This is a genomic window from Microbacterium oxydans, assembly GCF_000956405.1.
GTDB classification, from domain to species: domain Bacteria; phylum Actinomycetota; class Actinomycetes; order Actinomycetales; family Microbacteriaceae; genus Microbacterium; species Microbacterium oxydans_C.
Genome location: NZ_JYIV01000023.1, coordinates 14,645 through 36,308 on the forward strand (window position 1 = coordinate 14,645; position 21,664 = coordinate 36,308).

Annotated in this window: 24 protein-coding genes and 1 tRNA gene; 15 read left to right on the forward strand and 10 right to left on the reverse strand. The window is 67.9% G+C overall.

Features of this window, described 5'->3' with window-relative positions:
* Positions 1 to 4: 4 nt before the first annotated feature.
* Positions 5 to 832 carry a class I SAM-dependent methyltransferase gene (locus RN51_RS07085; RefSeq protein WP_045263355.1) on the reverse strand — a complete coding sequence of 276 codons (828 nt, stop codon included), beginning with the start codon at positions 830 to 832 and terminating at the stop codon, positions 5 to 7.
* A gap of 59 nt (positions 833 to 891) precedes the next feature.
* Here RN51_RS07085 and RN51_RS07090 point away from each other — a divergent pair, with 59 nt between their 5' ends.
* Positions 892 to 1,641 carry a phosphoglyceromutase gene (locus RN51_RS07090; protein WP_045263356.1) on the forward strand — a complete coding sequence of 250 codons (750 nt, stop codon included), beginning with the start codon at positions 892 to 894 and terminating at the stop codon, positions 1,639 to 1,641.
* A 22-nt stretch (positions 1,642 to 1,663) separates the two neighbouring features.
* Here the strand turns inward: RN51_RS07090 and phoU are convergent, their stop codons facing one another.
* Positions 1,664 to 2,374, reverse strand: coding sequence for a phosphate signaling complex protein PhoU (gene phoU / locus RN51_RS07095; RefSeq protein ID WP_045263357.1), 711 nt, complete (start codon positions 2,372 to 2,374; stop codon positions 1,664 to 1,666).
* Positions 2,375 to 2,590: 216 nt separating this feature from the next.
* Here phoU and RN51_RS07100 point away from each other — a divergent pair, with 216 nt between their 5' ends.
* Complete coding sequence (locus tag RN51_RS07100) at positions 2,591 to 3,814, forward strand: sensor histidine kinase (RefSeq protein ID WP_045263358.1); 1,224 nt, start codon at positions 2,591 to 2,593, stop codon at positions 3,812 to 3,814.
* Positions 3,811 to 4,494, forward strand: a complete 684-nt coding sequence (locus RN51_RS07105; protein WP_045263359.1) for a response regulator transcription factor — start codon at positions 3,811 to 3,813, stop codon at positions 4,492 to 4,494. Before RN51_RS07100 ends, RN51_RS07105 begins: the two co-directional genes overlap by 4 nt.
* 57 nt (positions 4,495 to 4,551) lie before the next feature.
* Here RN51_RS07105 and RN51_RS07110 read toward each other — a convergent pair whose 3' ends face one another.
* A complete protein-coding gene (locus RN51_RS07110) occupies positions 4,552 to 5,085 on the reverse strand; it encodes a restriction endonuclease subunit M (protein ID WP_045263360.1) in 534 nt (177 codons plus the stop codon).
* Positions 5,086 to 5,222: 137 nt separating this feature from the next.
* Between RN51_RS07110 and RN51_RS07115 the strand changes: the two genes are divergently transcribed.
* The 6 genes from RN51_RS07115 to RN51_RS07140 all read left to right on the forward strand — a co-directional run bounded on the left by RN51_RS07115 (position 5,223) and on the right by RN51_RS07140 (position 10,780).
* Positions 5,223 to 5,705 (forward strand): CarD family transcriptional regulator, encoded by a 483-nt coding sequence (locus RN51_RS07115; RefSeq protein ID WP_017201416.1) that lies wholly within the window; start codon positions 5,223 to 5,225, stop codon positions 5,703 to 5,705.
* 69 nt (positions 5,706 to 5,774) lie between these two features.
* On the forward strand, positions 5,775 to 6,956 hold the full coding sequence (gene ispD, locus RN51_RS07120) for a 2-C-methyl-D-erythritol 4-phosphate cytidylyltransferase (protein WP_045263361.1): 1,182 nt from the start codon (positions 5,775 to 5,777) through the stop codon (positions 6,954 to 6,956).
* Between the two features lie 82 nt (positions 6,957 to 7,038).
* Positions 7,039 to 7,629, forward strand: a complete 591-nt coding sequence (locus RN51_RS07125; RefSeq protein WP_045263362.1) for a short chain dehydrogenase — start codon at positions 7,039 to 7,041, stop codon at positions 7,627 to 7,629.
* 71 nt (positions 7,630 to 7,700) lie between these two features.
* Positions 7,701 to 9,104 carry a cysteine--tRNA ligase gene (cysS, locus tag RN51_RS07130; RefSeq protein ID WP_045263363.1) on the forward strand — a complete coding sequence of 468 codons (1,404 nt, stop codon included), beginning with the start codon at positions 7,701 to 7,703 and terminating at the stop codon, positions 9,102 to 9,104.
* Entirely contained in the window at positions 9,097 to 10,101 is a 1,005-nt protein-coding gene (rlmB, locus tag RN51_RS07135) for a 23S rRNA (guanosine(2251)-2'-O)-methyltransferase RlmB (protein WP_045263364.1), read from the forward strand. Before cysS ends, rlmB begins: the two co-directional genes overlap by 8 nt.
* Positions 10,102 to 10,138: 37 nt before the next feature.
* A complete protein-coding gene (locus tag RN51_RS07140; protein ID WP_045263365.1) occupies positions 10,139 to 10,780 on the forward strand; it encodes an NAD(P)-dependent oxidoreductase in 642 nt (213 codons plus the stop codon).
* A 26-nt stretch (positions 10,781 to 10,806) separates the two neighbouring features.
* Here the strand turns inward: RN51_RS07140 and RN51_RS07145 are convergent, their stop codons facing one another.
* On the reverse strand, positions 10,807 to 12,114 hold the full coding sequence (locus RN51_RS07145; protein ID WP_045263366.1) for a DUF4032 domain-containing protein: 1,308 nt from the start codon (positions 12,112 to 12,114) through the stop codon (positions 10,807 to 10,809).
* Positions 12,115 to 12,197: 83 nt separating this feature from the next.
* On the reverse strand, positions 12,198 to 13,301 hold the full coding sequence (locus tag RN51_RS07150) for an ABC transporter ATP-binding protein (RefSeq protein ID WP_045263367.1): 1,104 nt from the start codon (positions 13,299 to 13,301) through the stop codon (positions 12,198 to 12,200).
* A 229-nt stretch (positions 13,302 to 13,530) separates the two neighbouring features.
* Here RN51_RS07150 and RN51_RS07155 point away from each other — a divergent pair, with 229 nt between their 5' ends.
* From RN51_RS07155 to RN51_RS07170, 4 genes are all read left to right on the forward strand, one after another.
* Positions 13,531 to 14,469: a DsbA family protein gene (locus tag RN51_RS07155; RefSeq protein WP_045263368.1), complete on the forward strand. Its 939-nt coding sequence runs from the start codon at positions 13,531 to 13,533 to the stop codon at positions 14,467 to 14,469.
* 45 nt (positions 14,470 to 14,514) lie between these two features.
* A tRNA-Thr gene (locus RN51_RS07160) sits at positions 14,515 to 14,587 on the forward strand.
* A 163-nt stretch (positions 14,588 to 14,750) separates the two neighbouring features.
* Entirely contained in the window at positions 14,751 to 15,149 is a 399-nt protein-coding gene (locus RN51_RS07165) for a VOC family protein (protein ID WP_045263369.1), read from the forward strand.
* 47 nt (positions 15,150 to 15,196) lie between these two features.
* The gene (locus tag RN51_RS07170) at positions 15,197 to 15,475 is read left to right on the forward strand and encodes a hypothetical protein (protein WP_045263480.1); all 279 of its coding nucleotides are present in this window, start codon (positions 15,197 to 15,199) and stop codon (positions 15,473 to 15,475) included.
* A 31-nt stretch (positions 15,476 to 15,506) separates the two neighbouring features.
* Here the strand turns inward: RN51_RS07170 and RN51_RS07175 are convergent, their stop codons facing one another.
* A complete protein-coding gene (locus RN51_RS07175) occupies positions 15,507 to 15,830 on the reverse strand; it encodes a hypothetical protein (RefSeq protein WP_045263370.1) in 324 nt (107 codons plus the stop codon).
* A 222-nt stretch (positions 15,831 to 16,052) separates the two neighbouring features.
* On the opposite strand from RN51_RS07175, the gene ppk2 reads away from it, so the two are divergent.
* Together ppk2 and RN51_RS07185 are read left to right on the forward strand one after the other, a co-directional pair.
* Positions 16,053 to 16,883, forward strand: coding sequence for a polyphosphate kinase 2 (gene ppk2 / locus RN51_RS07180; protein ID WP_045263371.1), 831 nt, complete (start codon positions 16,053 to 16,055; stop codon positions 16,881 to 16,883).
* Positions 16,884 to 16,940: 57 nt separating this feature from the next.
* The gene (locus RN51_RS07185; protein WP_045263481.1) at positions 16,941 to 17,894 is read left to right on the forward strand and encodes an aldo/keto reductase; all 954 of its coding nucleotides are present in this window, start codon (positions 16,941 to 16,943) and stop codon (positions 17,892 to 17,894) included.
* Here the strand turns inward: RN51_RS07185 and RN51_RS07190 are convergent.
* Genes RN51_RS07190 through RN51_RS07205 form a run of 4 tightly spaced genes read right to left on the reverse strand, consistent with a single transcriptional unit; the run spans position 17,857 to position 21,583 of the window.
* Positions 17,857 to 18,579: a response regulator transcription factor gene (locus RN51_RS07190; protein ID WP_045263372.1), complete on the reverse strand. Its 723-nt coding sequence runs from the start codon at positions 18,577 to 18,579 to the stop codon at positions 17,857 to 17,859. The genes RN51_RS07185 and RN51_RS07190 overlap by 38 nt on opposite strands.
* Positions 18,576 to 19,850, reverse strand: coding sequence for a sensor histidine kinase (locus RN51_RS07195; RefSeq protein WP_052674630.1), 1,275 nt, complete (start codon positions 19,848 to 19,850; stop codon positions 18,576 to 18,578). Before RN51_RS07195 ends, RN51_RS07190 begins: the two co-directional genes overlap by 4 nt.
* A 9-nt stretch (positions 19,851 to 19,859) precedes the next feature.
* Entirely contained in the window at positions 19,860 to 20,675 is an 816-nt protein-coding gene (locus RN51_RS07200; protein ID WP_045263373.1) for a transporter, read from the reverse strand.
* Positions 20,672 to 21,583 carry an ABC transporter ATP-binding protein gene (locus RN51_RS07205; RefSeq protein WP_045263374.1) on the reverse strand — a complete coding sequence of 304 codons (912 nt, stop codon included), beginning with the start codon at positions 21,581 to 21,583 and terminating at the stop codon, positions 20,672 to 20,674. The genes RN51_RS07200 and RN51_RS07205 overlap by 4 nt, the downstream gene beginning before the upstream one ends.
* Between the last annotated feature and the right edge of the window lie 81 nt (positions 21,584 to 21,664).

The following is a 21,664-nucleotide window of genomic DNA, read 5'->3' on the forward strand; positions in this document are numbered from 1 at the left end:
GGAGTCAGTCCGAGCGGGGAGCGACAGCCGACCAGGGCAGCGTGAGCTCGCCCAGACGCCAGCGCGTGCGGCCGCCGACCACGGGCCACCCCTGGTCGCGGAGGGCACCGACCGCGGCGAGGAATCGTTGCGTGGCTCCGAACGTCGACAAGGGCGCCGCACGGTCCCACTCGCGATCGAGGTCGACCAGGAGCGCATGGATGCGCTCGCCGGCGACGTTGCGATGGATCAGCGCCTTGGGCAGGCGCTCGGCGACGATGCTCGGATGCTCGAGGTCGGCGAGCCGGAGCGAGATCGTGAACCGTCGCGGGGTCGCGGTCGCATCGACATCGATCCAGCTCGAGACGCGACCGATCTCGTCGCAGGTGCCCTCGAACAGCAGTCCGTCGGGAGCAAGGCGCGCGGCCATCCGGGACCACGCGTCGAGGACATCCTGCTCGTCGTACTGGCGCAGCACGTTCATCGCACGGATGACGGCGGCTCTCCGTCCATCCGGAAGCGGAACCTCGAAACCGCCGCGCGCGAACGACACGGGGAGGCCGGAAGCGAAGGGCGTCCGTCCCGCGCGGACCTCGGCCAGCTGCGCATCGGCCGTCGCGACGCGGGCCGGGTCGATCTCCAGGCCGCGCACCTCCACGTCGGCGCGCACCCGGACCAGGCGTGCGGCGAGTTCGAAGGCCGTGACCCCGCTGGCGCCGTAGCCCAGGTCCACGACCAGCGGGTCGGATGCTCGGCGCAGAGCCTCGCTCGCGGCGATCCAGCGGTCGTTCCGACGCAGTCGGTTCGTCCCCGTGGTGCCGCGGGTCGGCCGACCGAGGGGAGATGACGCCATGTCTCCATCCTCCCAGCATCGACTCGGGCGCTCCGCCCCCGGACGGATAAACTGGCGGCATGACTGCGACGCGCACCCTCATCCTGCTCCGCCACGGCCGAAGCGAGTGGAACGAACTGAACCTGTTCACCGGTTGGGTGGACGTCCGTCTCAACGAGCAGGGCGAGAAGGAGGCGCGCCGCGGCGGAGAGCTGCTGGCGGAATCGGGCATCCTCCCCGACGTGCTGCACACCTCGCTGCTGAGCCGCGCCATCCAGACGGCGAACATCGCCCTGGATGCCGCTGACCGTCTGTGGATCCCGGTGACCCGCTCCTGGCGCCTGAACGAGCGTCACTACGGCGCGCTGCAGGGCAAGGACAAGGCACAGACGCTGGAAGAGTTCGGCCCGGAGCAGTTCCAGCTGTGGCGTCGTTCGTTCGACGTGCCGCCGCCCGTGCTCGACGACGAGAGCGAGTTCAGCCAGGTGAACGACGTCCGTTACGCGCACATCGACGGCGAGGTGCCGCGCACCGAGTCGCTCAAGCTCGTCATCGACCGTCTGCTGCCGTACTGGGAGAGCGCGATCGTCCCCGACCTCGAAGCCGACAAGACCGTGCTCGTGACGGCGCACGGCAACTCGCTGCGCGGTCTCGTCAAGCACCTCGAGGGCATCAGCGACGACGACATCGCCGAGCTGAACATCCCGACCGGCATCCCGCTGGTGTACGAGCTGGACGAGAACAACGTCCCCACCGGCCCCGGCCGCTACCTCGACCCCGAGGCCGCTGCCGCCGGTGCCGCTGCCGTCGCGGCGCAGGGTAAGAAGTAGTTCTCCGTCTCGGCTCGGCGCGTCAGGCGTGACCGAACTCCTGCTGGCCGAGCTCCTGCTGCTCGACCGCGAGGGGGATGTCCTGTTCCTCGACCGCCCAGTCGCCCGTGGCGAGGTAGACGACCTTCTTCGCGACGGCCACCGCGTGGTCGGCGAACCGTTCGTGGTAACGGCTGGCGAGCGTGGCGTCGACGGTCGCCGTGGCCTCACCCTTCCAGTTGTCGCTGAGCACCTTCTCGAACACGGTGGCGTGCAGCTCATCGACATCGTCGTCCGCGTTGCGGATCGCATCGGCGAACCGCAGGTCCTGCGTGCGCAGCAGCTCGGACAGGGTGCGGGCCACTTCGACGTCGAGCTCGCCCATCTTCACGAAAGTGCCCTTGAGGCCCTTCGGGATGGCGCGCTCGGGGAAGCGGAGGCGTGCGAGCTGAGCGATGTGCTCCGACATGTCGCCCATGCGCTCGAGCGAAGCACTCACGCGCAGCGCGGTCACGACGATACGGAGGTCGCGGGCGACCGGCTGCTGGCGGGCGAGGATCTCGATGGCCTGCTCGTCGAGGGCGACGGCCAGCTCGTCGATCTTGGCGTCGTCGGCGATGACCTCTTCGGCCAGGGCCACGTCGCTCGTCGCGAACGCCCTGGTGGCCTTGTCGATGGAGACCGTGACCAGGTCGGCGATCTCGACGAGGCGGTTCTGCAGGTCCTCGAGGGACTGGTGGAAGACTTCGCGCATGTTGGGGCGCAACCTTTCATTCGGATCTCGGCTGGGACAGCGCGAGGCGGCGGGTCGTCCGCACGAGAGCAGGTCTGTGCTCCCGCACAAGCCCGAAGAGATTGTCTGCTTCGAAGGTTAACGAACGGTGCCCAGCACGTGAATAGTACTTCTCCTGTTCCCGCCAGGGCGCGGAAACCCGCCGGACGGACGGTGAACGCACTCTACGCTGGAGTCATGACCCTGCCGCAGCTCGCGCTGTCTTCGCTCGCCATCGGGCTCGTGATCGGCGTCGGCCTGTCGCTTCTCGTGGTGTGGGCGTACCGGGCACGGGCGCGGGTGCAGGAGGAGACGTCCCTGGCCATCCCCGCGGGCATCACGGATGTTCTGCACAGCATGGACGACGCAGCGGCGATCGTGGACACCTCCGGGTTGGTGCTGGCTGCGTCGCAGGCCGCGACCCGCTTCGGGATCGAAGTGGGCTCGACTCTCGACAACCCGGAGCTCCGGCAGCTCGTGCGCGGCGTCAGAGAGTCCGGTGGCTCCGTCACGGAGTCGATGCGCATCACCCGCGGGGGACTCAGCCTCGATCCTCGCCTGGTCTCCGCTCGTGCCAGTGTGATCGGCACCCGCCTGGTCCTGCTGATCATCCGCGACGTCACCGAGCAGGAAAGACTGGACCAGATGCGTCGCGACTTCGTCGCGAACACGAGCCACGAGCTGAAGACGCCGGTCGGGGCGGTGAGCCTGCTCGCCGAGGCGATCGAGTCGGCGGCCGACGATCCCGCACAGGTGCGCATCTTCGCCGCACGCATCTCGGCAGAGGCCGGTCGTCTCGGCCAGCTCACCGGTCGCATCATGAGTCTGTCCCGGCTGCAGGCGGAGGACGGGCTGTCCGCGGTGGGGCCGGTCGCGATCGACGAGGTGATCGCGTCTTCCATCGAGGCCCACGTCGTGCAGGCCGATTCCGCCGGCGTGGAACTCGCCAGGGGCGGGGACCGTGGTGTCTGGGTGCGCGGAGACGCACAGATCCTGATCGAGGCGGTCGGCAACTTGATCGCCAACGCCATCGTCTACTCGCCGCGTGGCTCCCGTGTGGGTGTCGGGGTGCGGGCGGAAGACGGCGTGGTCGAGATCGCGGTGTCCGATCAGGGCATCGGCATCGCGGAAGCAGACCGTGAGCGTATCTTCGAGCGGTTCTACCGGGCCGACGAAGCCCGATCGCGGCGAACCGGTGGCACGGGGCTCGGCCTCTCCATCGTCAAGCACGCCACCCAGCGTCACGGCGGTGAGGTACGGCTGTGGTCGCGACCGGGCCGTGGATCGACGTTCACGATCCGTCTTCCCCGGATCGATGCCCCCGACAATCGTGATGCGGGCAAGAAGAGCAAGAAGAAGCGTGCGCGCAAAGCGGCCAAGAACGCCGCGTCCGCCCGCGTGCGAAACGGAGAGAGAGCATGACCCGAATCCTTCTCGTCGAAGACGAGCCCGACCTCGCCGACCCGCTCGCCTACCTGCTCCGACGCGAGGGCTACGAGGTCGAGATCGCGGAGGACGGCCCCGGCGCACTCGCAGCCTTCCGGGAGCGCGGTGCCGACATCGTGCTGCTCGACCTGATGCTGCCGGGGATGCCGGGCACCGAGGTGTGCCGGCAGATCCGGTCGACGTCCGCCGTGCCGATCATCATGCTCACGGCCAAGGACTCCGAAGTCGACATCGTCGTGGGCCTCGAGCTCGGGGCGGACGACTACATCACGAAGCCCTACTCGTCCAGGGAGCTGCTCGCCCGTATGCGCGCTGTGCTGCGCCGGGTCGTCCAGGCGGATGGTGAGCTCGACGAGCGCGTACTGGACGGTGGACGGGTCTCGCTCGACATCGACCGGCACACCGTCTCCGTGGCCGGCGCCCAGATCAACATGCCGCTGAAGGAGTTCGAGCTGCTCGAGGTGCTCATGCGCAACTCGGGACGCGTCCTGACCAGAGGCCAGCTCATCGACCGCGTGTGGGGGAGCGACTACTTCGGTGACACCAAGACGCTGGACGTGCACATCAAGCGCATCCGCTCGCGCATCGAGGAGAACCCGAGCGAGCCCGTCATGCTCGTTACCGTGCGTGGTCTGGGCTATCGCTTCGAGGGGTGAGACGCAGAAGAGGCCGGTACCCCGCGGGGTACCGGCCTCCTCTCACCGCGAGCGGTGTCAGTTCGAGGGCGCCGGAGCTGCCGTGTCGGTCGGCAGCGGAGTCGGCGTCGAGGTGGGTTCCTTCTCGCTGGGAACCAGGTCCGAGTAGTACGGGAGCGTGCCGTCGAGCACCGGCACCTGGGTCTTGACCCCGGTGGAGTCACCCGACTGGAAGTGGATCTCGACGGTGGCGCCCGGCTTGGTGTCGAGGCCGGCGATACGGATGGGGTCGGCGTCGGAGCCGAGGCTCACGGTGTCGTTCGCGGGAACCGTGATCTCGAAGGGCTTGAGGCCCTCGACGGTGACCGTGAGAGTGGCCTTCTCGTCGGTGGGGTTCACGATCGCGGCGATGAAGTTGCCGACCGAACCGTCTTCCGTGGCGATCACGAGGGCGTTGCGCACGTCGATGGGCCCGTCCTCGTCGGAGATGTTGACGCCGTCGGAGGCGGCATACTCGATCTTGGTGGACTGCGGGGTGATGAACGTGCACCCGGTCGCACCGAGCAGAACGAGGGCGCTGAGGGCTGCTGACGCAACAAGGCGCGATTTCACGGGTCCTCCTGAGGTCCGGCGGGGATATCCGAGACCATTCTATGCGTAAGTCGAGAGGGCTCCTGCGGCGTGGGGAGCGCGAACCTTAGCGCATGTCCCCTGTGGTATCCTTGAGGTTGCCGAAAGGACACGTTTTTATGCTTTTTGAGGTTGGCGAGACCGTCGTCTATCCCCACCATGGCGCTGCGACCATCATCGAGGTCAAGGAGCGCATCATCAAGGGTGAGGCGAAGAAATACCTGAAGCTCAACGTCACCCAGGGCGATCTCATCATTGAGGTCCCTGCGGAGAATGTCGACCTGGTCGGCGTTCGCGACGTGATCGGCAAGGAAGGCCTCGATCATGTTTTCGAGGTGCTGCGAGCACCCTTCACAGAAGAGCCCACCAACTGGTCTCGGCGGTACAAGGCGAACCTTGAGAAGCTCGCGTCCGGCGATGTGATCAAGGTCAGCGAGGTCGTCCGCGACCTGTGGCGCCGTGACCAGGACCGTGGCCTGTCCGCGGGGGAGAAGCGGATGCTGGCGAAGGCTCGCCAGATCCTCATCTCCGAGCTGGCGCTCGCCGAGAAGACCGACGAGGACAAGGCGGGCGCACTGCTCGACGAGGTCCTCGCTTCCTGAGCTCTTCGACGACGAAAGGCGGGTGCTGCGGCACCCGCCTTTCGTCGTCTCGGCGGGTAACGTGAAACCGTGACCATCCTTCCCGTCCCACGCATAGCGATCATCGTCGTGGCCGCAGGCTCCGGCACCCGTCTGGGCGCGAACGCTCCGAAAGCCTTCGTCGGCATCGACTCCCGGTCCATGCTTCGCCACGCGCTCGACGGAGTGTTCGCCGCTGCGCCGGCCCAGGTCATCGTGGTCGCGCCCGCCGGCTGGGAAGGCGATGCGGAGACCGAGCTGCGCGAAGCGGCGGGGGAGCGCACCGACTTCGGGCGCGTGGTCACCGGTGGAGAGACCAGACAGCAGTCCGTGGCAGCCGGCCTTGCCGCGCTCTGGGGCGACGTCGAGACGGTGCTGGTGCACGACGCCGCCCGCGCGCTCACCCCTCAGGCGCAGATCGATGCCGTCGCGGCGGCTGTCACAGCAGGGGTCGGCGTGATCCCGGCGCTGCCCGTGGTCGACACGCTCAAGAGGGTTGTCGACGGGACGGTGGCCGCGGCGGTCGATCGTTCCGAGCTCGCCGCGGCGCAGACGCCGCAGGGGTTTCCGCGGGCAGCTCTGGAGGCCGCCTACGACGCCGCCCGACAGAGCGGGGTCGAGTACACCGACGATGCGGCGCTGTTCGCAGCTGCAGGCCACCCGGTGCGGCACATCGCTGGATCGGAACGCGCCTTCAAGATCACCACGCCGGCCGACCTCGAGCGCGCGAGACACCTTCTGGGCTCGCGCGTCCCAGGGGCAGGCAACCCGCGGGTGGGCATCGGCACAGACGTCCACGCCTTCGGCGGCGAGGGGAATCTCTGGCTCGCCGGTCTCGAGTGGCCGGGGGAGCAGCCGCTGTCCGGGCATTCGGATGGAGACGCGGTCGCCCATGCGATCGTCGATGCGCTCCTGGGGGCTGCGGGGCTCGGTGACATTGGCGAGCACTTCGGCACCTCCCATCCCGAGTATGCGGGCGCCCATGCCGAGGTCTTCCTGGCTCGGACACGCGAACTGCTCCACGAAGCCGGGTTCGCGATCGGGAACGTCTCGGTGCAGTTCCAGGGGAACCGTCCGAAGTTCAGCCCCCGGCGGTCGGAAGCACAGGAACGCCTCGGCGACATCCTCGGCGCTCCGGTGTCCGTCACCGCCACCACTACGGATGGGCTGGGGTTCACCGGACGCGCGGAGGGCATCTCGGTCACCGCGATCGCAACCGTCTTCCCGCTCTGATCCGGACGGGAATGCGTGCTCCGTGCGGATCGTTCCGTTGAGCGGGGCCGCGACAGAGTGGGACACGACAGAAGGAGCTGCAGTGAAGATCCTCATCATCGGAGCGAGTGGACACGTCGGACGAGCGGCGGCTGGAGCTCTCGAAGGACACGACATCGTGTCAGCCTCGCGGAACGGTCATCCGTCCGTCGACGTGACGGATCCGGCCTCCGTGGAGCGCCTCTTCGAAGAGGTGGGCCAGGTGGATGCGGTCATCGCCGCGGTCGGCAGCGTCCCGTTCGCCCCGCTGGCCGAGCTCGGGCGCGACGACTTCGAGTCTGCGCTCCGAGGCAAGGTGCTGTCCCAGCTCGACATCGTGCGCATCGGCACACGGTTCGTGCGAGACGGAGGCTCCTTCACCCTCACCTCCGGCATCCTGGCCCGAGAGCCGATCGCCACGGGCGCGGCGGCCTCGCTCGTGAACGGAGCGATCGAGGCCTTCGTCCTCGGCGCCGCTGCCGAGCTGCCCCGTGGGATCCGCATCAACGCCGTCAGCCCCTCGGTGCTCGAGGACGCCCCCTCGTACCACTCGTCGTTCCCCGGATTCGTTCCGGTGTCTTCCTACCGGGTGGGCATGGCGTACGCGAAGAGCGTCCTCGGAGTGCAGACAGGGCAGACCTTCCCCGTGGACTGAGTTCGCCCGGTTCGGGGGACGCATTCGCGCGCGCCCAGGCTCCGGAACGGCGCTCCCGGTAGGCTTGAGCGGTGACAGTCCGCCTCTACGACACCCGCGCGCAGCAGTTGCGCGACTTCGTGCCTCTCGATCCCGAGAACATCACGATGTACGTGTGTGGACCCACCGTGCAGTCCGGCCCGCACATCGGGCATGTCAGGGCTGCCCTCAGCTTCGATCTGCTGCGGCGCTGGCTCGAGTACCGGCATGGTCGCGTGACGTTCGTCCGCAACGTCACGGACATCGACGACAAGGTGCTGGCGAACGCGACGGACTCCGAGCCGTGGTGGGCGCTTGCATACCGGATGGAGCGCGAGTTCACGGCTGCCTACGCGGGTGTGGGGATCCTCCCGCCGACCTACGAGCCCCGGGCCACGGCGTCGGTGCCGCAGATGCAGGAACTCATCGCGCTGCTCATCGAGCGCGGTCACGCGTATGCCGCACCCGACGGCTCGGGAGACGTGTACTTCGACGTGCGCTCCTGGTCCGACTACGGCTCGCTCACGCATCAGTCCCTCGACGCCATGGAGGCGGCGGAGGACGCGGATCCCCGAGGCAAGCGGAATCCGCAGGACTTCGCGCTGTGGAAGGGCGGCAAGCCCGACGAGCCGGCCGATGCGACCTGGGCATCGCCTTGGGGCACCGGGCGCCCGGGATGGCACATCGAGTGCTCCGCGATGTCGAAGCGCTATCTCGGCGCGGAGTTCGACATCCACGGCGGCGGGCTCGACCTGCGATTCCCCCATCACGAGAACGAGCTCGCGCAATCGACCGCGGCGGGAGACGGCTTCGCCCGCTACTGGGTGCACAACGGCCTCGTGACCGTCGATGGGCAGAAGATGTCGAAGTCGCTCGGCAACTTCACATTGGCCGCAGACGTTCTCGCCACGCACGATCCGCTCGTGGTGCGCTACGCGCTCGCGTCGGCGCACTATCGATCCAGCCTCGACCTCACCGAGTCGTCGTGGACCGAGGCGGAGGCAGCGCTCGGTCGCATCGCGACGTTCATCGCACGCGTCCGCCGATCGCTCCCCGGCGCCCCCGATGAGACGCGGATCGGTGAGATCCCCGATGCGTTCGCGGCGGCCATGGACGATGACCTCGGGGTCCCGCAGGCCGTCGCCGTGCTGCACGACACCGTTCGCCGCGGCAACGTCGCGATCGATGCGGGACGACACGACGAGGGGTGGGACGCGTTCGTCCAGGTCGATGCCATGACCCGTCTCCTCGGTTTCGACGAGATCATGTCCAGCGGAGGAGACCTCGCTGAGCACCGGACTCTGGACGCCCTCGTCCAGACGATGATCACCCAGCGCGCCCAGGCGCGCGCTGACAAGGACTGGGCGGCGGCGGATCGCATCCGAGATGCGATCGCCGCCGCAGGAATCACGCTGGAGGACACTCCGGCCGGAACTCATTGGAGTATCGATGGCTAAGCCAGGGCGCCCCGGCGCGAGCAAGGGAAACAAGAAGGGCCCGACCAAGGGCACCGGCGGACTCGGGCGCAAGGCGCTCGAGGGTCGCGGACCGACGCCGAAGGCGGAGGACCGTGCGTGGCACCCGGCGGGCAAGCGCAAAGCCGCTGCCGAGCGTTACGCGGCGGCGACGGGCGGCAAGGGTCGACCCGGCGGAGGACGTCCGGGGTCCGGCGGCGGGAACCGCGCGCCCAAGGCCAAGGCGGGAGACGACACCGAGAACGTCACGGGTCGTAACTCCGTCCTCGAGGCACTGAGGGCGAAGATCCCGGCGACGGCCTTCTACATCGCGCAGCGCGTGGAGATGGACGACCGCGTGAAGGAGATGCTCTCGATCGCGACCCACCGTGGCATCCCCGTGCTCGAGGTCACGCGTCCCGAGCTCGACCGGATGGCCGGCTTCGACGGCGTGCACCAGGGGGTCGCCATCAAGGTGCCCCCGTACGAGTACGCGCACCCGCAGGACCTGCTCGAGCAGGTCATCGACCGCGGCGAGGTGCCGCTGTTCGTGGCGCTCGACGGCATCACCGACCCTCGCAACCTCGGTGCCATCATCCGTTCCACGGCGGCATTCGGCGGACACGGAGTCATCCTGCCCCAGCGGCGCTCGGCGAGCGTCAACTCCGCGGCCTGGAAGACCAGCGCAGGAGCGGTCGCCCGCACCCCTGTGGCGCTCGCGAGCAACCTCACCACGCAGCTCAAGGAGTTCAAGAAGCAGGGCGTCTTCGTGCTCGGGCTCGACGGCGACGGCGACGTCTCCCTTCCGGAACTGCAGCTGGCCGACCGCCCTGTGGTCATCGTGGTCGGCTCTGAGGGCAAGGGCCTCTCTCGTCTGGTCTCCGAGACCTGCGACCAGATCGTCTCGATACCGATCTCTGCGGCCACCGAGTCGCTGAACGCCGGTATCGCGACCTCCGTCGCGCTGTACCAGGTCGCGTCGCTCCGCGCCGCGAAGTGACTTCATCGCCACACATGTCTGAGTAGGGGAGAACCGCATGGCTCGTATCGTCGTCCTCGGAGGAACCGGTTACGCCGGCCGTCACATCGTCGCCGAGGCGGTGTCGCGCGGTCATGCGGTCATCGCCCTGTCGCGCTCAGAACCGACGGATCCCGTCGCCGGCGCTGCGTATCTGCAGGGCACGGCACTCGACCTCGACTCGTTGGCTCCTGCCCTCGATGGAGCGGATGCGGTCGTGTCCGCTCTGTCCCCTCGCGGTGACATGGAGAACAGGGTCTTGGAGGCGTTGAGCGGGCTCGCCGATCGACTCACCGGGACGGAGACGCGTCTGGGCGTGATCGGCGGTGCCGGAGGCAGTCTCGTCTCTCCGGGCGGGCCGCGTCTGTTCGATCTGGACTTCCCCGAGGAGTACAAGCACGAGGCGCAGGTCGGCATCGACTCACTCGCACTGCTCGAGGCCACCGATCCGAGTCTGGACTGGTTCTTCGTGCACCCCGCAGAGGTGTTCGGTCCGTGGGCGGAGGGCGAGCGCACCGGACACTATCGAGACGGCGGCGATGTGATCGTGCGGGATGACGAGGGCAAGTCCTTCATCTCGGGCGCCGACTTCGCAGTCGCGGTGGTCGACGAGATCGAGCAGGGCAACCACCATCGCGAGCGGTTCACCGTCGGCTACTGAGTCGCGGCCCCGACGCCTCGGAGCGGTCAGACCAGATCGCGCCAATCGACCTCGTCATCATCGTCGTCGGCGGTCGGCGTCATGCCGGTGATGACGGGAAGGCTCATGGTCTCGGTCGGCGGGCCCATGATCGTCGCCTCGTCACGGCGGTGGCGCAGCACCTCGTTGATGTAGCTCGTGAGAACCTCGGCGAGGGGGATGGAGCGACCCTCCGCCTGAGACAGGTACCAGCGGTGCTCCAGCACCTGGTGGAAGACCTCGGCCGGCTCGAGCTTCGCGCGCAGCTCGTACGGAATCGCGCGGACGACGGGCTCGAACACGCGGGTGAGCCACTCGTGGGCGTACATCTCCTCGTCCGCCCACTGCTTGGTCGAGCGGGCGCGGAACTCGTCGAGGTCGTTGAGCAGGCGGCGAGCCTGGTTCTCCTCGACGTCGAGTCCCGTGAGGCGGATCAGACGCCGCTGGTGGTGTCCTGCGTCGACGACCTTGGGCTGGATCTCCACGACCGTGCCGTCGGCTGTCGTGGACATGGACATCTCGTCGATGTCGAAGCCGAGCGCGTTGAGGCGCTCGACCCGTTCCGTGATGCGCCAGGTCTCCGCGGCGGAGAACGACTCCTGAGCGGTGAGCTCGGCCCACAGCGACCGGTACGACGACACGATGCCGTCCGCGATCGCCACGGCATCCACTCCGTGCTCCAGACGTCCACCGGCGGCAAGGTCCATGATCTCCCCGGCGATGTTGGTGCGGGCGAGGTCGAGGTCGTACGCGCGTTGACCGTCGGTGAGACCCTCTTCGTGGAGTTCGCCGGTCTCCGCGTCGACGAGGTAGGCCGCGAACGCGCCGGCATCCCGACGGAACAAGGTGTTCGACAGGGAGACGTCGCCCCAGTAGAAGCCGACGTTGTGCAGGCGCACCAGAAGCAGCGCGAGTGCGTCGACCAGACGGTTCGCTGTGTCCGGGCGCAGCACCCGGGTGAACAGCGCGCGATACGGCATGGAGAAGCGCAGGTGCGACGTGACGAGGGCGGCGGGGAGCGGGTCACCGTGCGCATCGGTGCGGCCGGCGATCACGGCGACCCTGTCGACGCAGGGGACGTCCAGGCGCGCCAGGTTGCCGAGCATGTCGTATTCGCGCTGGGCCATCTCGGCGGTGGTCTCCTTGACGGCGACGACGCGACCGGAGAGATCCGCGAAACGGACCAGGTGCCGGGAGAGACCCTTGGGGAGCGAGACGATGTGCTCGGAGGGCCACTTGGCGAGGGTGGTCGACCACGGAAGGGCGAGCAGCCCCGGATCGATCTTGCTGGCGGTGATCCGCAGCGAGTCCTGCATGATGCTCCCTGATGGGGGGTGGTGCGGAAAAGAGACGCGGCGCGGGCGACCGAAGTCAGCCCGCGCCGCGTCTGTGGATCCGATCAGGCGGAGACGACCGGCTTGTCGTTCAGGCGCACACCCGACTCGCTGTCGAACGCGTGCACGTGGCCCGCGTTGGCGGCCAGAGTGACGGTCTCGCCGGCGTTCGGGTGGTTGCGACCGTCGACACGGGCGACCAGGTCGGTGCGCTTGCCGTTGATCTCCGTGTGGCCGTAGAGGTAGCCGTCTGCGCCGAGCTCCTCGACCAGGTCGACGACGACCGAGAGGCCCTTGCCGTCTGCCGGGCCGACGGTGATGTCCTCGGGGCGGACGCCGACGGTGACCTGCGAGCCGTTCGCACGACCCACGGTGTCGCGGTCGAGCGGCACGACCTCGGTGCCGAAGCGCACACCGCCGTCGGCCAGGTCGGCCGAGAACAGGTTCATCGCGGGCGAGCCGATGAAGCCGGCGACGAAGACATTCTCCGGCTTCTCGTACAGGTCGCGCGGCGAGCCGACCTGCTGGAGCAGGCCGTCCTTGAGCACGGCGATGCGGTCGCCCATGGTGAGCGCCTCGGTCTGGTCGTGGGTGACGTAGACCGTGGTGACGCCGAGGCGACGCTGCAGCGACGCGATCTGCGTGCGGGTCTGGACACGGAGCTTGGCGTCGAGGTTCGACAGCGGCTCGTCCATGAGGAAGACCTGGGGCTGACGGACGATCGCGCGACCCATGGCGACACGCTGACGCTGACCACCCGAGAGGGCCTTCGGCTTGCGGGTGAGGTACTGCTCGAGGTCGAGGAGCTTGGCGGCCTCGAGCACACGCGACGCACGCTCTTCCTTGCCGACGCCGGCGATCTTGAGCGCGAAGCCCATGTTCTCGGCGACGGTCATGTGCGGGTACAGCGCGTAGTTCTGGAAGACCATGGCGATGTCACGGTCCTTCGGCGGCACGTCGGTCACGTCGCGGTCGCCGATGAGGATACGGCCGGCGTTGACCTCTTCCAGGCCGGCGAGCATGCGCAGGGACGTGGACTTACCGCAACCGGAAGGACCGACGAGGACGAGGAACTCGCCGTCACCGACCTCGAGGTTCAGCTTGTCGACGGCCGGACGGGTTCCGCCGGGGTACAGGCGGGTGGCCTCGTCGAAAGTCACAGATGCCATTGTCATTTCTCCTTCACCGGCAGGTACGTGCCGGACGATCCGTAGTGATGAAGCGGTGGGTGAGCCACCGTGACCCGTCTTTGGGTCGAAGTCAGTATGACATGGACAGCGGTACCTGGGTATTTCTCAGCCTGAATGGCTAGCATCGAACTCGGCCGCGCCCAGCGGCGATCGTCGCCGAGCGGCGGTCGGGGCCAACCCGGACCCCCTCAGACTCACAAGAGGAACGATGTCGAGCGACGAAACGCCGAACGTCCCCACCCCTCGCAATTCTCGCGAGGTCGTGCGGGAGAAGGCTCAGAAAGTGCATGCCCAGCAGTCGAGGGCGCGCCTCATGCGACGGATCATCATCGGTGCCGTCGCGGTCGTCGCCGTAGGGGCGATCGGCACTGCGGTGACCCTTGCGGTGTCAGCACAGGTGTCGAAGCCGAAGCTCACCCCCACGGGCATGGAGTCGGACGGCGTGGTCGTCACCGACATCACCGCCGTGGCCGGGGCCGACGAGGTGCCGGTATCGCCCTCGGAAGATCCGTCAGACGCCGCCGCCCCCGCAGAGCCGACGCCCGAGGCGACCGCCTCCGAGAAGGTCGACATCCACGTCTACGTCGACTACCTCTCCCCGGACGCCGGCAAGTTCGAGCGGGCCAACGCCCGCCAGCTCGCCGGATGGATCAGCGAGGGAGCGGTCACGGTCAGCTACCACCCGGTTGCCCTGCTCACCGCGAGTTCGAACGGCACGAAGTACTCGCTGCGGTCGGCCGCAGCTGCGGCATGCGTGGCCAGCCACTCGCCCGCACAGTTCTACGCGTTCAATCACGACCTCCTCGACAAGCAGCCCGAGGTGGGCAGCGACGGCATGTCCGATGAGGATCTGGCCAACCTCGCAGCCGCTGTCGGCACCGACAACACCAAGGCTGTGCGGTCGTGCATCGAGAACGGCGACTTCGTCAGCTGGGCGAAGGACGCGACGACCCGTGCACTCGATGGGCCGCTCGCGGGGTCCAAGGACCTGAAGCTGAACGCGTCGCCCATGATCGTCGCGAACGGCGAGGCATACGTCGGGGCGTTCGATGACCCCGCCGAGTTCTCGCAGTTCGTGCTCAGCGTGGCCAGCGACGCCTCGCGCGCGACACCGACGCCGACTCCGACTACCACGCCCGCCCCCTAGGTCGAGGTGTGGTCGATGCCATCGCTAAGCTGATGGATGGCATCCGCCGACTTGGCGCAATTGGTAGCGCACCGTACTTGTAATACGGGGGTTACGGGTTCGAGTCCCGTAGTCGGCTCCGCAAAAGAAGGCCCGCATCCCCATGGAAACACTGGGATGCGGGCCTTCGTCGCATATTGGCAAGGACGCGCCGTCCCCGGTGTGCCCCCGTGGCGCACACCACGGGGCGCATGGCGACGAGGGCGTGGACGAGCGCCCCTCCTTGAGCGCAGGATGGGCGCATGACTCTAGGCGACTACCCGGTGAGGGCTTCGATCGGCGTGACGGACATCCAACGGTCCGCGGCTTTCTACGAGGGCATACTGCGGCTCGTGCCCGCGAGCATCGGCCCGAGTGCCGACATCGAAGGGGGTGCCCGCTTCTACGCGTGCGGCCGGGGCACCGTGCTCAACGTCTTCGAGACCCCTACGGCGGGATCGACGCGCTCGACGGTCGCCACGTGGTACGTCGACGAACTCGACGCGGTCGTCGCGGAGTTGACGGCGGCTGGCGCTGAATTCGTCCACTACGAGGGTTTCGATCAGGACGAGCGAGGGATCGGTCTCCGTGCCGGCGGTGGTCGCATCGCCTGGGTGGAGGATCCCGACGGAAACACCCTCGCCTTGGAGACTGACGACTAGCGGCTCCTCAGCAGGGGAGTCGGATGAGATCGTCCTAGGCTGGTGTGGTGCTCAAAGGACTGATCCGCCCCGTCGAAGCCCACAGCGTGACCCTCAAGGGGGAGGACCTCGCCGAAGTCCGGGCGCAGCTCACGGCTCAGGCTCCCGAAGGGTGGGACCTGGTGTCGGCGATGGCGACGATGGAGAAGGCCGGATCGATGCGTTCCGTCGAGGGCAAGTTCCTTCGCAGGGACGGGATCCGTGAGGTCGAGGCCGACGACATGGCCGCACTCGAGGCCCAGGTTCCGGAGGGGTGGCAGCTGCTCTCCGTGTGGAAGACGGACTGACACTTTCGCTCGAGGTCGGGTGCTGGACGGTTCAGTTCGCTTCGTCGATGGGCGGGGCATCGACGACTTCTTCGATCAGACTGATCCCGCCCGTCGAGCTCGCCGACTGCATGAGGTCCTGAATCCACTTCGGGTTCAGCTGCGGTGCTTCCGGCTCGTCGAAGGTGAATCGGAGCGGGATCGAGGGGTGCAACCAGATCGTCGAGCGCCCGGGGGAGTCGCCATCGGGATGACGCCACGACAGGGTGAAGCTCTCGTTGCGGCGCAGTTTCGTCGCGATGACCACCTTCAGGTGTGCGAGTGCGCGGTCGTCGATGTGGACGGCATCGCCATTGCCGTACTGGATCGTTCCCATGGGTGAAACCCTATCCGTCGAGGCGTCGCGCCTTTCGCCGGTCGACGTCACGGAAGGTGGCGGAGCCCATTCCGGAGTATCGCACTAGACAGTGATATGTTACTGACTGTCGAGTTTCCTGATGCTCCTGCAGATGCATCAGGTCGAAGACGGCGCAGGTGGCCGACTCCCCGCCGCGGCCACCTGCGCTTGCCTCCCGGAGGCGGGAGCCATGGAGCGCTCATGCGGGAAGCGACGACACCGGAAGCGACGGCACCAGAACACGACGACCGCCCGGACGAGAAGCTCGCACGTGCCGTGTACGAGCGTGAGAAGCGGCTGCTGCAGGTCGAGCTGCTCAAACTCCAGGCGCACATCAAGCGCTCCTCCGAACGTGTGCTCGTCCTCTTCGAAGGCCGAGACGCCGCAGGAAAGGGAGGTGCGATCACGCGCTTCATGGAGCATCTCAATCCACGAGGTGCGCGTGTGGTCGCCCTCGACAAGCCCAGCGACATCGAGCGTACGCAGTGGTACTTCCAGCGCTATGTGGCGCACCTTCCGTCGGGTGGCGAGATCGTCCTGATGGATCGCTCCTGGTACAACCGCGCGGGCGTCGAACGGGTCATGGGCTACTGCTCGTCGGCCGAGTACGAGGAGTTCATCCAGACGGTGCCGCAGTTCGAGCGCATGCTCGTCGGGTCGGGCATGCGGCTCATCAAGCTGTGGTTCTCGGTCAGCGAGGAAGAGCAGCGTCGACGCTTCGCCCGCCGAGGCGACGACGCGGTGAAGCAGTGGAAGCTGAGCTCGACCGACGTCGCCAGCATCGATCGATGGGCCGACTACACGGCGGCGGAGGAGGCGATGTTCCTCCATACGGACACTCCCGCGCTTCCCTGGCTCGTCATCAGGTCGGACGACAAGAGACGTGCCCGGCTGGAAGCGATGCGATGTGTCCTCGCCAGGTTCGAGTATCCCGGCAAGGATCCGCTCATCGCGCACGCCCCTGACCCGCGCCTCGCTGGTCGCCCGTCCCAGGTGGACGACGACGAGAGGGCGCCGTCGTCACCGGCATGACACGCAACACGGCGTCATCCGGGAATGCGCGCGTCGGGCCCGGCTGTTGTCATCGTCATGACCCGCATCGGAACCAGTGATCTCGACGTCCTCCCGCTCTCGCTCGGCGGCAACGTGTTCGGCTGGACAGCCGACCGCGACACCTCTTTCGCCGTCCTCGACGCTTTCGTGGACGGAGGGGGCGACTTCATCGACACCGCCGACTCCTACAGCGCCTGGGTTCCGGGCAACGAGGGCGGCGAGAGCGAGACGATCATCGGCGAATGGCTGACGTCTCGCAAGCCCTCAGGCGTGGTCGTCGCCACCAAGGTGAGCCAGCACCCGGACTTCCGCGGTCTGGCCGCCTCGAACGTCCGTCGAGCCGCCGAGGCTTCGCTGCGACGTCTGGGCGTCGATGAGATCGACCTGTACTACGCCCACTTCGACGACGCGTCTGTTCCGCTGGAGGAGACCGTCGCGGCGTTCGGTCAACTCGTCGAGGACGGTCTGGTGCGTCATGTGGCGGTGTCGAACTACTCCGCTGATCGCATCCGCGCGTGGATCGATATCGCGCGCCGCACCGGGGTGGCGGTCCCCGTCGCGGTGCAGCCGCATTACAACCTCGTGCACCGCAACGAGGTCGAGGATTCGATCATCCCGGTCGCCGAGGAGTTCGACCTGGGACTCGTGCCCTACTACTCCCTGGCGAGCGGTTTCCTCACAGGCAAGTACCGGTCGACGGAGATCGCTGGACAGGACTCTCCGCGAGCGCAGGGCGCGGCGAAGTACGCGACCGAGGCGGGACTGCTGATCATCGACGCCCTCGAGGAGATCGGCGACGCGCACGACGCCTCCATCGCGGCGACCTCCCTCGCCTGGCTTCGCGCGCAGCCGACGGTGGTCGCTCCGATCGCGAGTGCACGGAGCGTGGAGCAGGTTCCCGATCTGCTCAAGGGAGCGCGCCTGGAACTCTCGGCCGATGAGGTCGAGCGACTCAATCGGGTCTCGGAGTGGACTCCGACGAACGCGTGATCCGGGAGTTCTCGTCGCCGACGAGTCCGAGCCGGTGCGCCAGGATCACCGCGTGGATCCTGTCGCGGGCACCCAGCTTCGCGAGCACCCGACCGACGTGGGTCTTCACGGTGGATTCTCCGACATAGAGCGTCTGCGCGATCTCCGCGTTGGTGAGGCCGCGGCCCATGGCGACGAAGACATCGCGCTCACGCTCGGTGAGGGATTCGAGAGCGGCGCTCTCGGCGGGCGCCGGAGCTGTGGAGCCGGCCCCGAGCTGCGGCGTGACGTGTTCCAGCAGCGTTCTCGTGATGCGAGGGGACAGCGCCGCATCCCCGCGATGAACGGCGCGAACGGCGGAGATCATCTCGTGACGCTGTGCGTCCTTCAGCAGGAATCCGCTCGCACCTGCCCGGATCGCCCCGAAGGCGTACTCGTCCAGATCGAACGTCGTCAGCACGAGCACCTTGGTCTGCGGGCGGTCACGGATGATCGCCTCCGTGGCGGCGATGCCGTCGAGCTCCGGCATCCGGACGTCCATCAGCACCAGGTCGGGAGCGAGGATCGCGCTCTGCGTGATGGCGGCCCTGCCGTCTCCTGCTTCGCCGACCACGACGATGTCGTCTTCCGATTCGAGCACCATCCGGAAGCCGACACGGATGAGCTCCTGGTCATCCACCAGCAGCACCCTGATCGCCTGCGTCATCCCTCTTCCTCCCTCGTCTGAGGCCGTGCGACCGACGCGCCTCCCGCTGCGGGCAGGACCGCCCGCAGAACCCATCGTCCTCCACCCGCCGGCGCGGACTGCACGGTGCCGTGCACGTGCGCGGCACGCTCGGAGAGCCCACGGATGCCGAACCCATCCGACCCGACCTCACCGGCGACGCCGTCGTTGACGATCTCGATCGTCACGGTGTCGCTCGCGTACTCCAGTCGTACGGAGATGCTCTCCGCTGTCGGGGCGTGACGCATGGCATTCGTCACGCCCTCCTGGACGATCCTGCCGATCGCATGCGCGACAGCGGGGGATACTTCCGTCTGGCCGACCACGGTCAGCGTCGCCGGGTAGCCTGCGCGCTGAGCCGCCTCCACGGTGTCCCGCGCGGGCACGGGCTGCATCGGGGCCAACGGCAGCGGCGACTCGTCGTCGCGTAGCACCCCGAGCATCGCCCGCATCTCGGTCAGCGCGCCCCTGGCGGTATCCGCGACGTGCGCTGCGGCCTTCTGCGCCTGTTCGCGGTCGGGGGTCGCCGCCGCTCCCTCGGACAGCGCGACGATGACGGTGAGCGAGTGGGAGACGATGTCGTGCATCTCCCGTGCGATGCGGGCCCGTTCCGATGCTGCCGCGAGCTGCGCCTGTTGATCGCGCTCGATCAGCAGCTGGCGTGAGCGATCGATGATGGCGAGCAGATAGCGCTTGCGTCCGCCCACGTTGACGCCGACCAGCGTGCCGATGAGGCCGAGCGCCGCATAGCCGAGGGCGGTGTCGATCCCGACCTGGAGCACGGTGGCCCCGCTCAGCATGAGCACCGTGGTCAGCACGAGGAACCACGCGGCGCCGATCCCGTAACAGATCCAGGCGAGGCGAGCCGAGCTGTAGACCGCGAGGCCGTAGCAGGCGACGAGCAGGAGCACGATGCCGCCCGACATCCCGGTGAAGAGCCCGACGGTCCCCAGGATCACCGCGGCGATGAAGGGACCCAGCGGTGCTCGGCGGCGCCAGAGCAGGGTGCTGCATCCGATCGCGACCATGATCAGCGTGGCGATGTTCACCGCGACATACGTGGCCTCGGGAAGCGCGCTTCGCGGGTAGGGCGCAGCCGGGGCGAGCGTCAGGAACAGGCAGATCAGCGCGAGCAGGATATCGGCGAAGAGCGGGTGGCGAGCCCAGAACCGTCTGAACAGCCCAGGGGCACGCGGAAGCCGCAGCTCCTCGTCCTCACGGACCGAGTCGCTGCGGCTTCGCGTTCTGCTCACAGGCCGACTTTACGCGTCGCGCGTGCGCAGCACGCCCCACGCGACCAGGGCGCCACCAACGACCCAGCAGCCCAGCGTCAGGAACGCGACCGGAGCGTCGAGAGCTGCCGACTCACCGGGCATGATCGCGGACTGTGCCGCTGCCACCGGCAGATACGCCGAAGCCTCGATGACCCATGCCCAGGCCTCGCCGGCGAAGGAGAAGAAGTTCGCCACGATCGGCAGCACGAACAGCACGCCGACGGTCGCTGCGATGGCTCCGGCACCCGAGCGCAGGATGAAGCCGAACGAGACCCCGATCAGCGCGAAGACGGCCATCGCGAGGGAGGCGACGACGATCGGCAGGAGCGAAGCCGACGGGTCCGACCATTCGATGCTCTGATTGCGCGGTGCGACGATGAGCGTCACGGCGAGCGCTGCGACGGCGAAGATCACCAGCGATGAGACGAACATGAACGCGGCCAGCACCGTCGACTTCGCCGCCAGCACCGAGCCACGGACCGGATTCGCCGTGAGCGTGGAGCGGATCATGCCCGTCGAGTACTCGCCGGTCACGGAGATCGCACCGATGATGCCGGCGAGCAGCATGGTGAACTGGATCGGCATCACGACGGCCTGGATCGGTTCGAAGTCGGGCATGTCGAGGGCCTGGGCGATGAGCACCGCGATCCCTACGGTCAAGGCCGCGGCGATGCCGATGGACCACCAGGTCGAACGCAGTGTGGCGAGCTTGATCCACTCGCCGCGCAGTGCGCGCACGAACGTCAGCTTCCGACCGGTGTCGACGCGCGGCCGCGTGGGCGCGGGGGCTTGTGTCGTGGTCATGAGATCTCCTTGGTGCGGTACTCGACGGAGTCGCCGGTGAGGGCGAGGTAGGCGTCTTCCAGCGAACCGGTGGTCGGGGTGAGCTCGTGCAGCGGAATGCCGCGGTCGGCGGCGAGGTCACCGATCCGCGCAGCGGGCAGTCCCACGATGTCGAGGAGATCGGGGGCAGAGCTCGCGATCTCCACATCGGGTCCGCCGACGGCTGCCACCAGGTCGGCGGGTCGCGGTGTACGCACCCGCACCGTGTTCCTGGTCCAGGCCCGCACCAGCTCGGAGAGGGGAGCATCCGCGAGGACCCGGCCGCGTCCCATGACGATGACATGATCTGCGGTCTGTGCCATCTCGCTCATCAGATGGCTCGAGAGGAGCACGGTGCGCCCCTCGGACGCGGCATGGCGGACGAACTGACGAACCCAGCGGACGCCCTCCGGGTCGAGCCCGTTGACCGGCTCGTCGAGGATGAGCGTGTGCGGATCGCCGAGCAGCGCAGACGCGATGCCCAGCCGCTGGCCCATACCGAGCGAGAACCCGCCGGCGCGCTTGCGGGCCACGGAGCCGATGCCCGCGAGGTCGATGACCTCGTCGACGCGCGAAGAGGGGATGCCATGGGTCGCTGCCATCGCGCGGAGGTGGTTGCGGGCTGTGCGACCGGTGTGCACGGCCTTCGCGTCGAGCAGCACGCCCACCTCCGTCAGCGGGGCGCGGAGCTTGCGGTACTCGCGGCCTGCCACGGCGGCGCGCCCTGACGTGGGGCGGTCGAGTCCGACGATCATCCGCATGGTGGTGGACTTGCCGGCACCGTTCGGACCCAGGAAGCCGGTGACGCTGCCCGGCTGGACGGTGAACGACACATCGTCGACGGCGGTCTTGTCTCCGAACCTCTTGGTGAGGCCTTCTGCTGTGATCATGCAGACCACGTTACGGAGCGACTCCGTGAGCGCGCGTCCCCCTCAGGTACACATCTGGTGCAGGGGCCTCCGACCGACGAC

Bases quoted from the DNA above. Each gene is read 5' to 3' on its own strand.
- RN51_RS07090 (WP_045263356.1), top strand. From the start codon at position 892: ATGACTGCGACGCGCACCCTCATCCTGCTCCGCCACGGCCGAAGCGAG.
- RN51_RS07205 (WP_045263374.1), bottom strand. From the start codon at position 21,583: ATGATCACAGCAGAAGGCCTCACCAAGAGGTTCGGAGACAAGACCGCC.
- RN51_RS07185 (WP_045263481.1), top strand. From the start codon at position 16,941: ATGACCCGCATCGGAACCAGTGATCTCGACGTCCTCCCGCTCTCGCTC.
- rlmB (WP_045263364.1), top strand. From the start codon at position 9,097: ATGGCTAAGCCAGGGCGCCCCGGCGCGAGCAAGGGAAACAAGAAGGGC.
- RN51_RS07145 (WP_045263366.1), bottom strand. From the start codon at position 12,114: ATGCAGGACTCGCTGCGGATCACCGCCAGCAAGATCGATCCGGGGCTG.
- RN51_RS07190 (WP_045263372.1), bottom strand. From the start codon at position 18,579: ATGACGCAGGCGATCAGGGTGCTGCTGGTGGATGACCAGGAGCTCATC.
- phoU (WP_045263357.1), bottom strand. From the start codon at position 2,374: ATGCGCGAAGTCTTCCACCAGTCCCTCGAGGACCTGCAGAACCGCCTC.
- RN51_RS07165 (WP_045263369.1), top strand. From the start codon at position 14,751: ATGACTCTAGGCGACTACCCGGTGAGGGCTTCGATCGGCGTGACGGAC.
- RN51_RS07200 (WP_045263373.1), bottom strand. From the start codon at position 20,675: ATGACCACGACACAAGCCCCCGCGCCCACGCGGCCGCGCGTCGACACC.
- RN51_RS07115 (WP_017201416.1), top strand. From the start codon at position 5,223: ATGCTTTTTGAGGTTGGCGAGACCGTCGTCTATCCCCACCATGGCGCT.
- RN51_RS07100 (WP_045263358.1), top strand. From the start codon at position 2,591: ATGACCCTGCCGCAGCTCGCGCTGTCTTCGCTCGCCATCGGGCTCGTG.
- RN51_RS07085 (WP_045263355.1), bottom strand. From the start codon at position 832: ATGGCGTCATCTCCCCTCGGTCGGCCGACCCGCGGCACCACGGGGACG.
- RN51_RS07105 (WP_045263359.1), top strand. From the start codon at position 3,811: ATGACCCGAATCCTTCTCGTCGAAGACGAGCCCGACCTCGCCGACCCG.
- RN51_RS07155 (WP_045263368.1), top strand. From the start codon at position 13,531: ATGTCGAGCGACGAAACGCCGAACGTCCCCACCCCTCGCAATTCTCGC.
- RN51_RS07150 (WP_045263367.1), bottom strand. From the start codon at position 13,301: ATGGCATCTGTGACTTTCGACGAGGCCACCCGCCTGTACCCCGGCGGA.
- RN51_RS07140 (WP_045263365.1), top strand. From the start codon at position 10,139: ATGGCTCGTATCGTCGTCCTCGGAGGAACCGGTTACGCCGGCCGTCAC.
- ppk2 (WP_045263371.1), top strand. From the start codon at position 16,053: ATGCGGGAAGCGACGACACCGGAAGCGACGGCACCAGAACACGACGAC.
- RN51_RS07175 (WP_045263370.1), bottom strand. From the start codon at position 15,830: ATGGGAACGATCCAGTACGGCAATGGCGATGCCGTCCACATCGACGAC.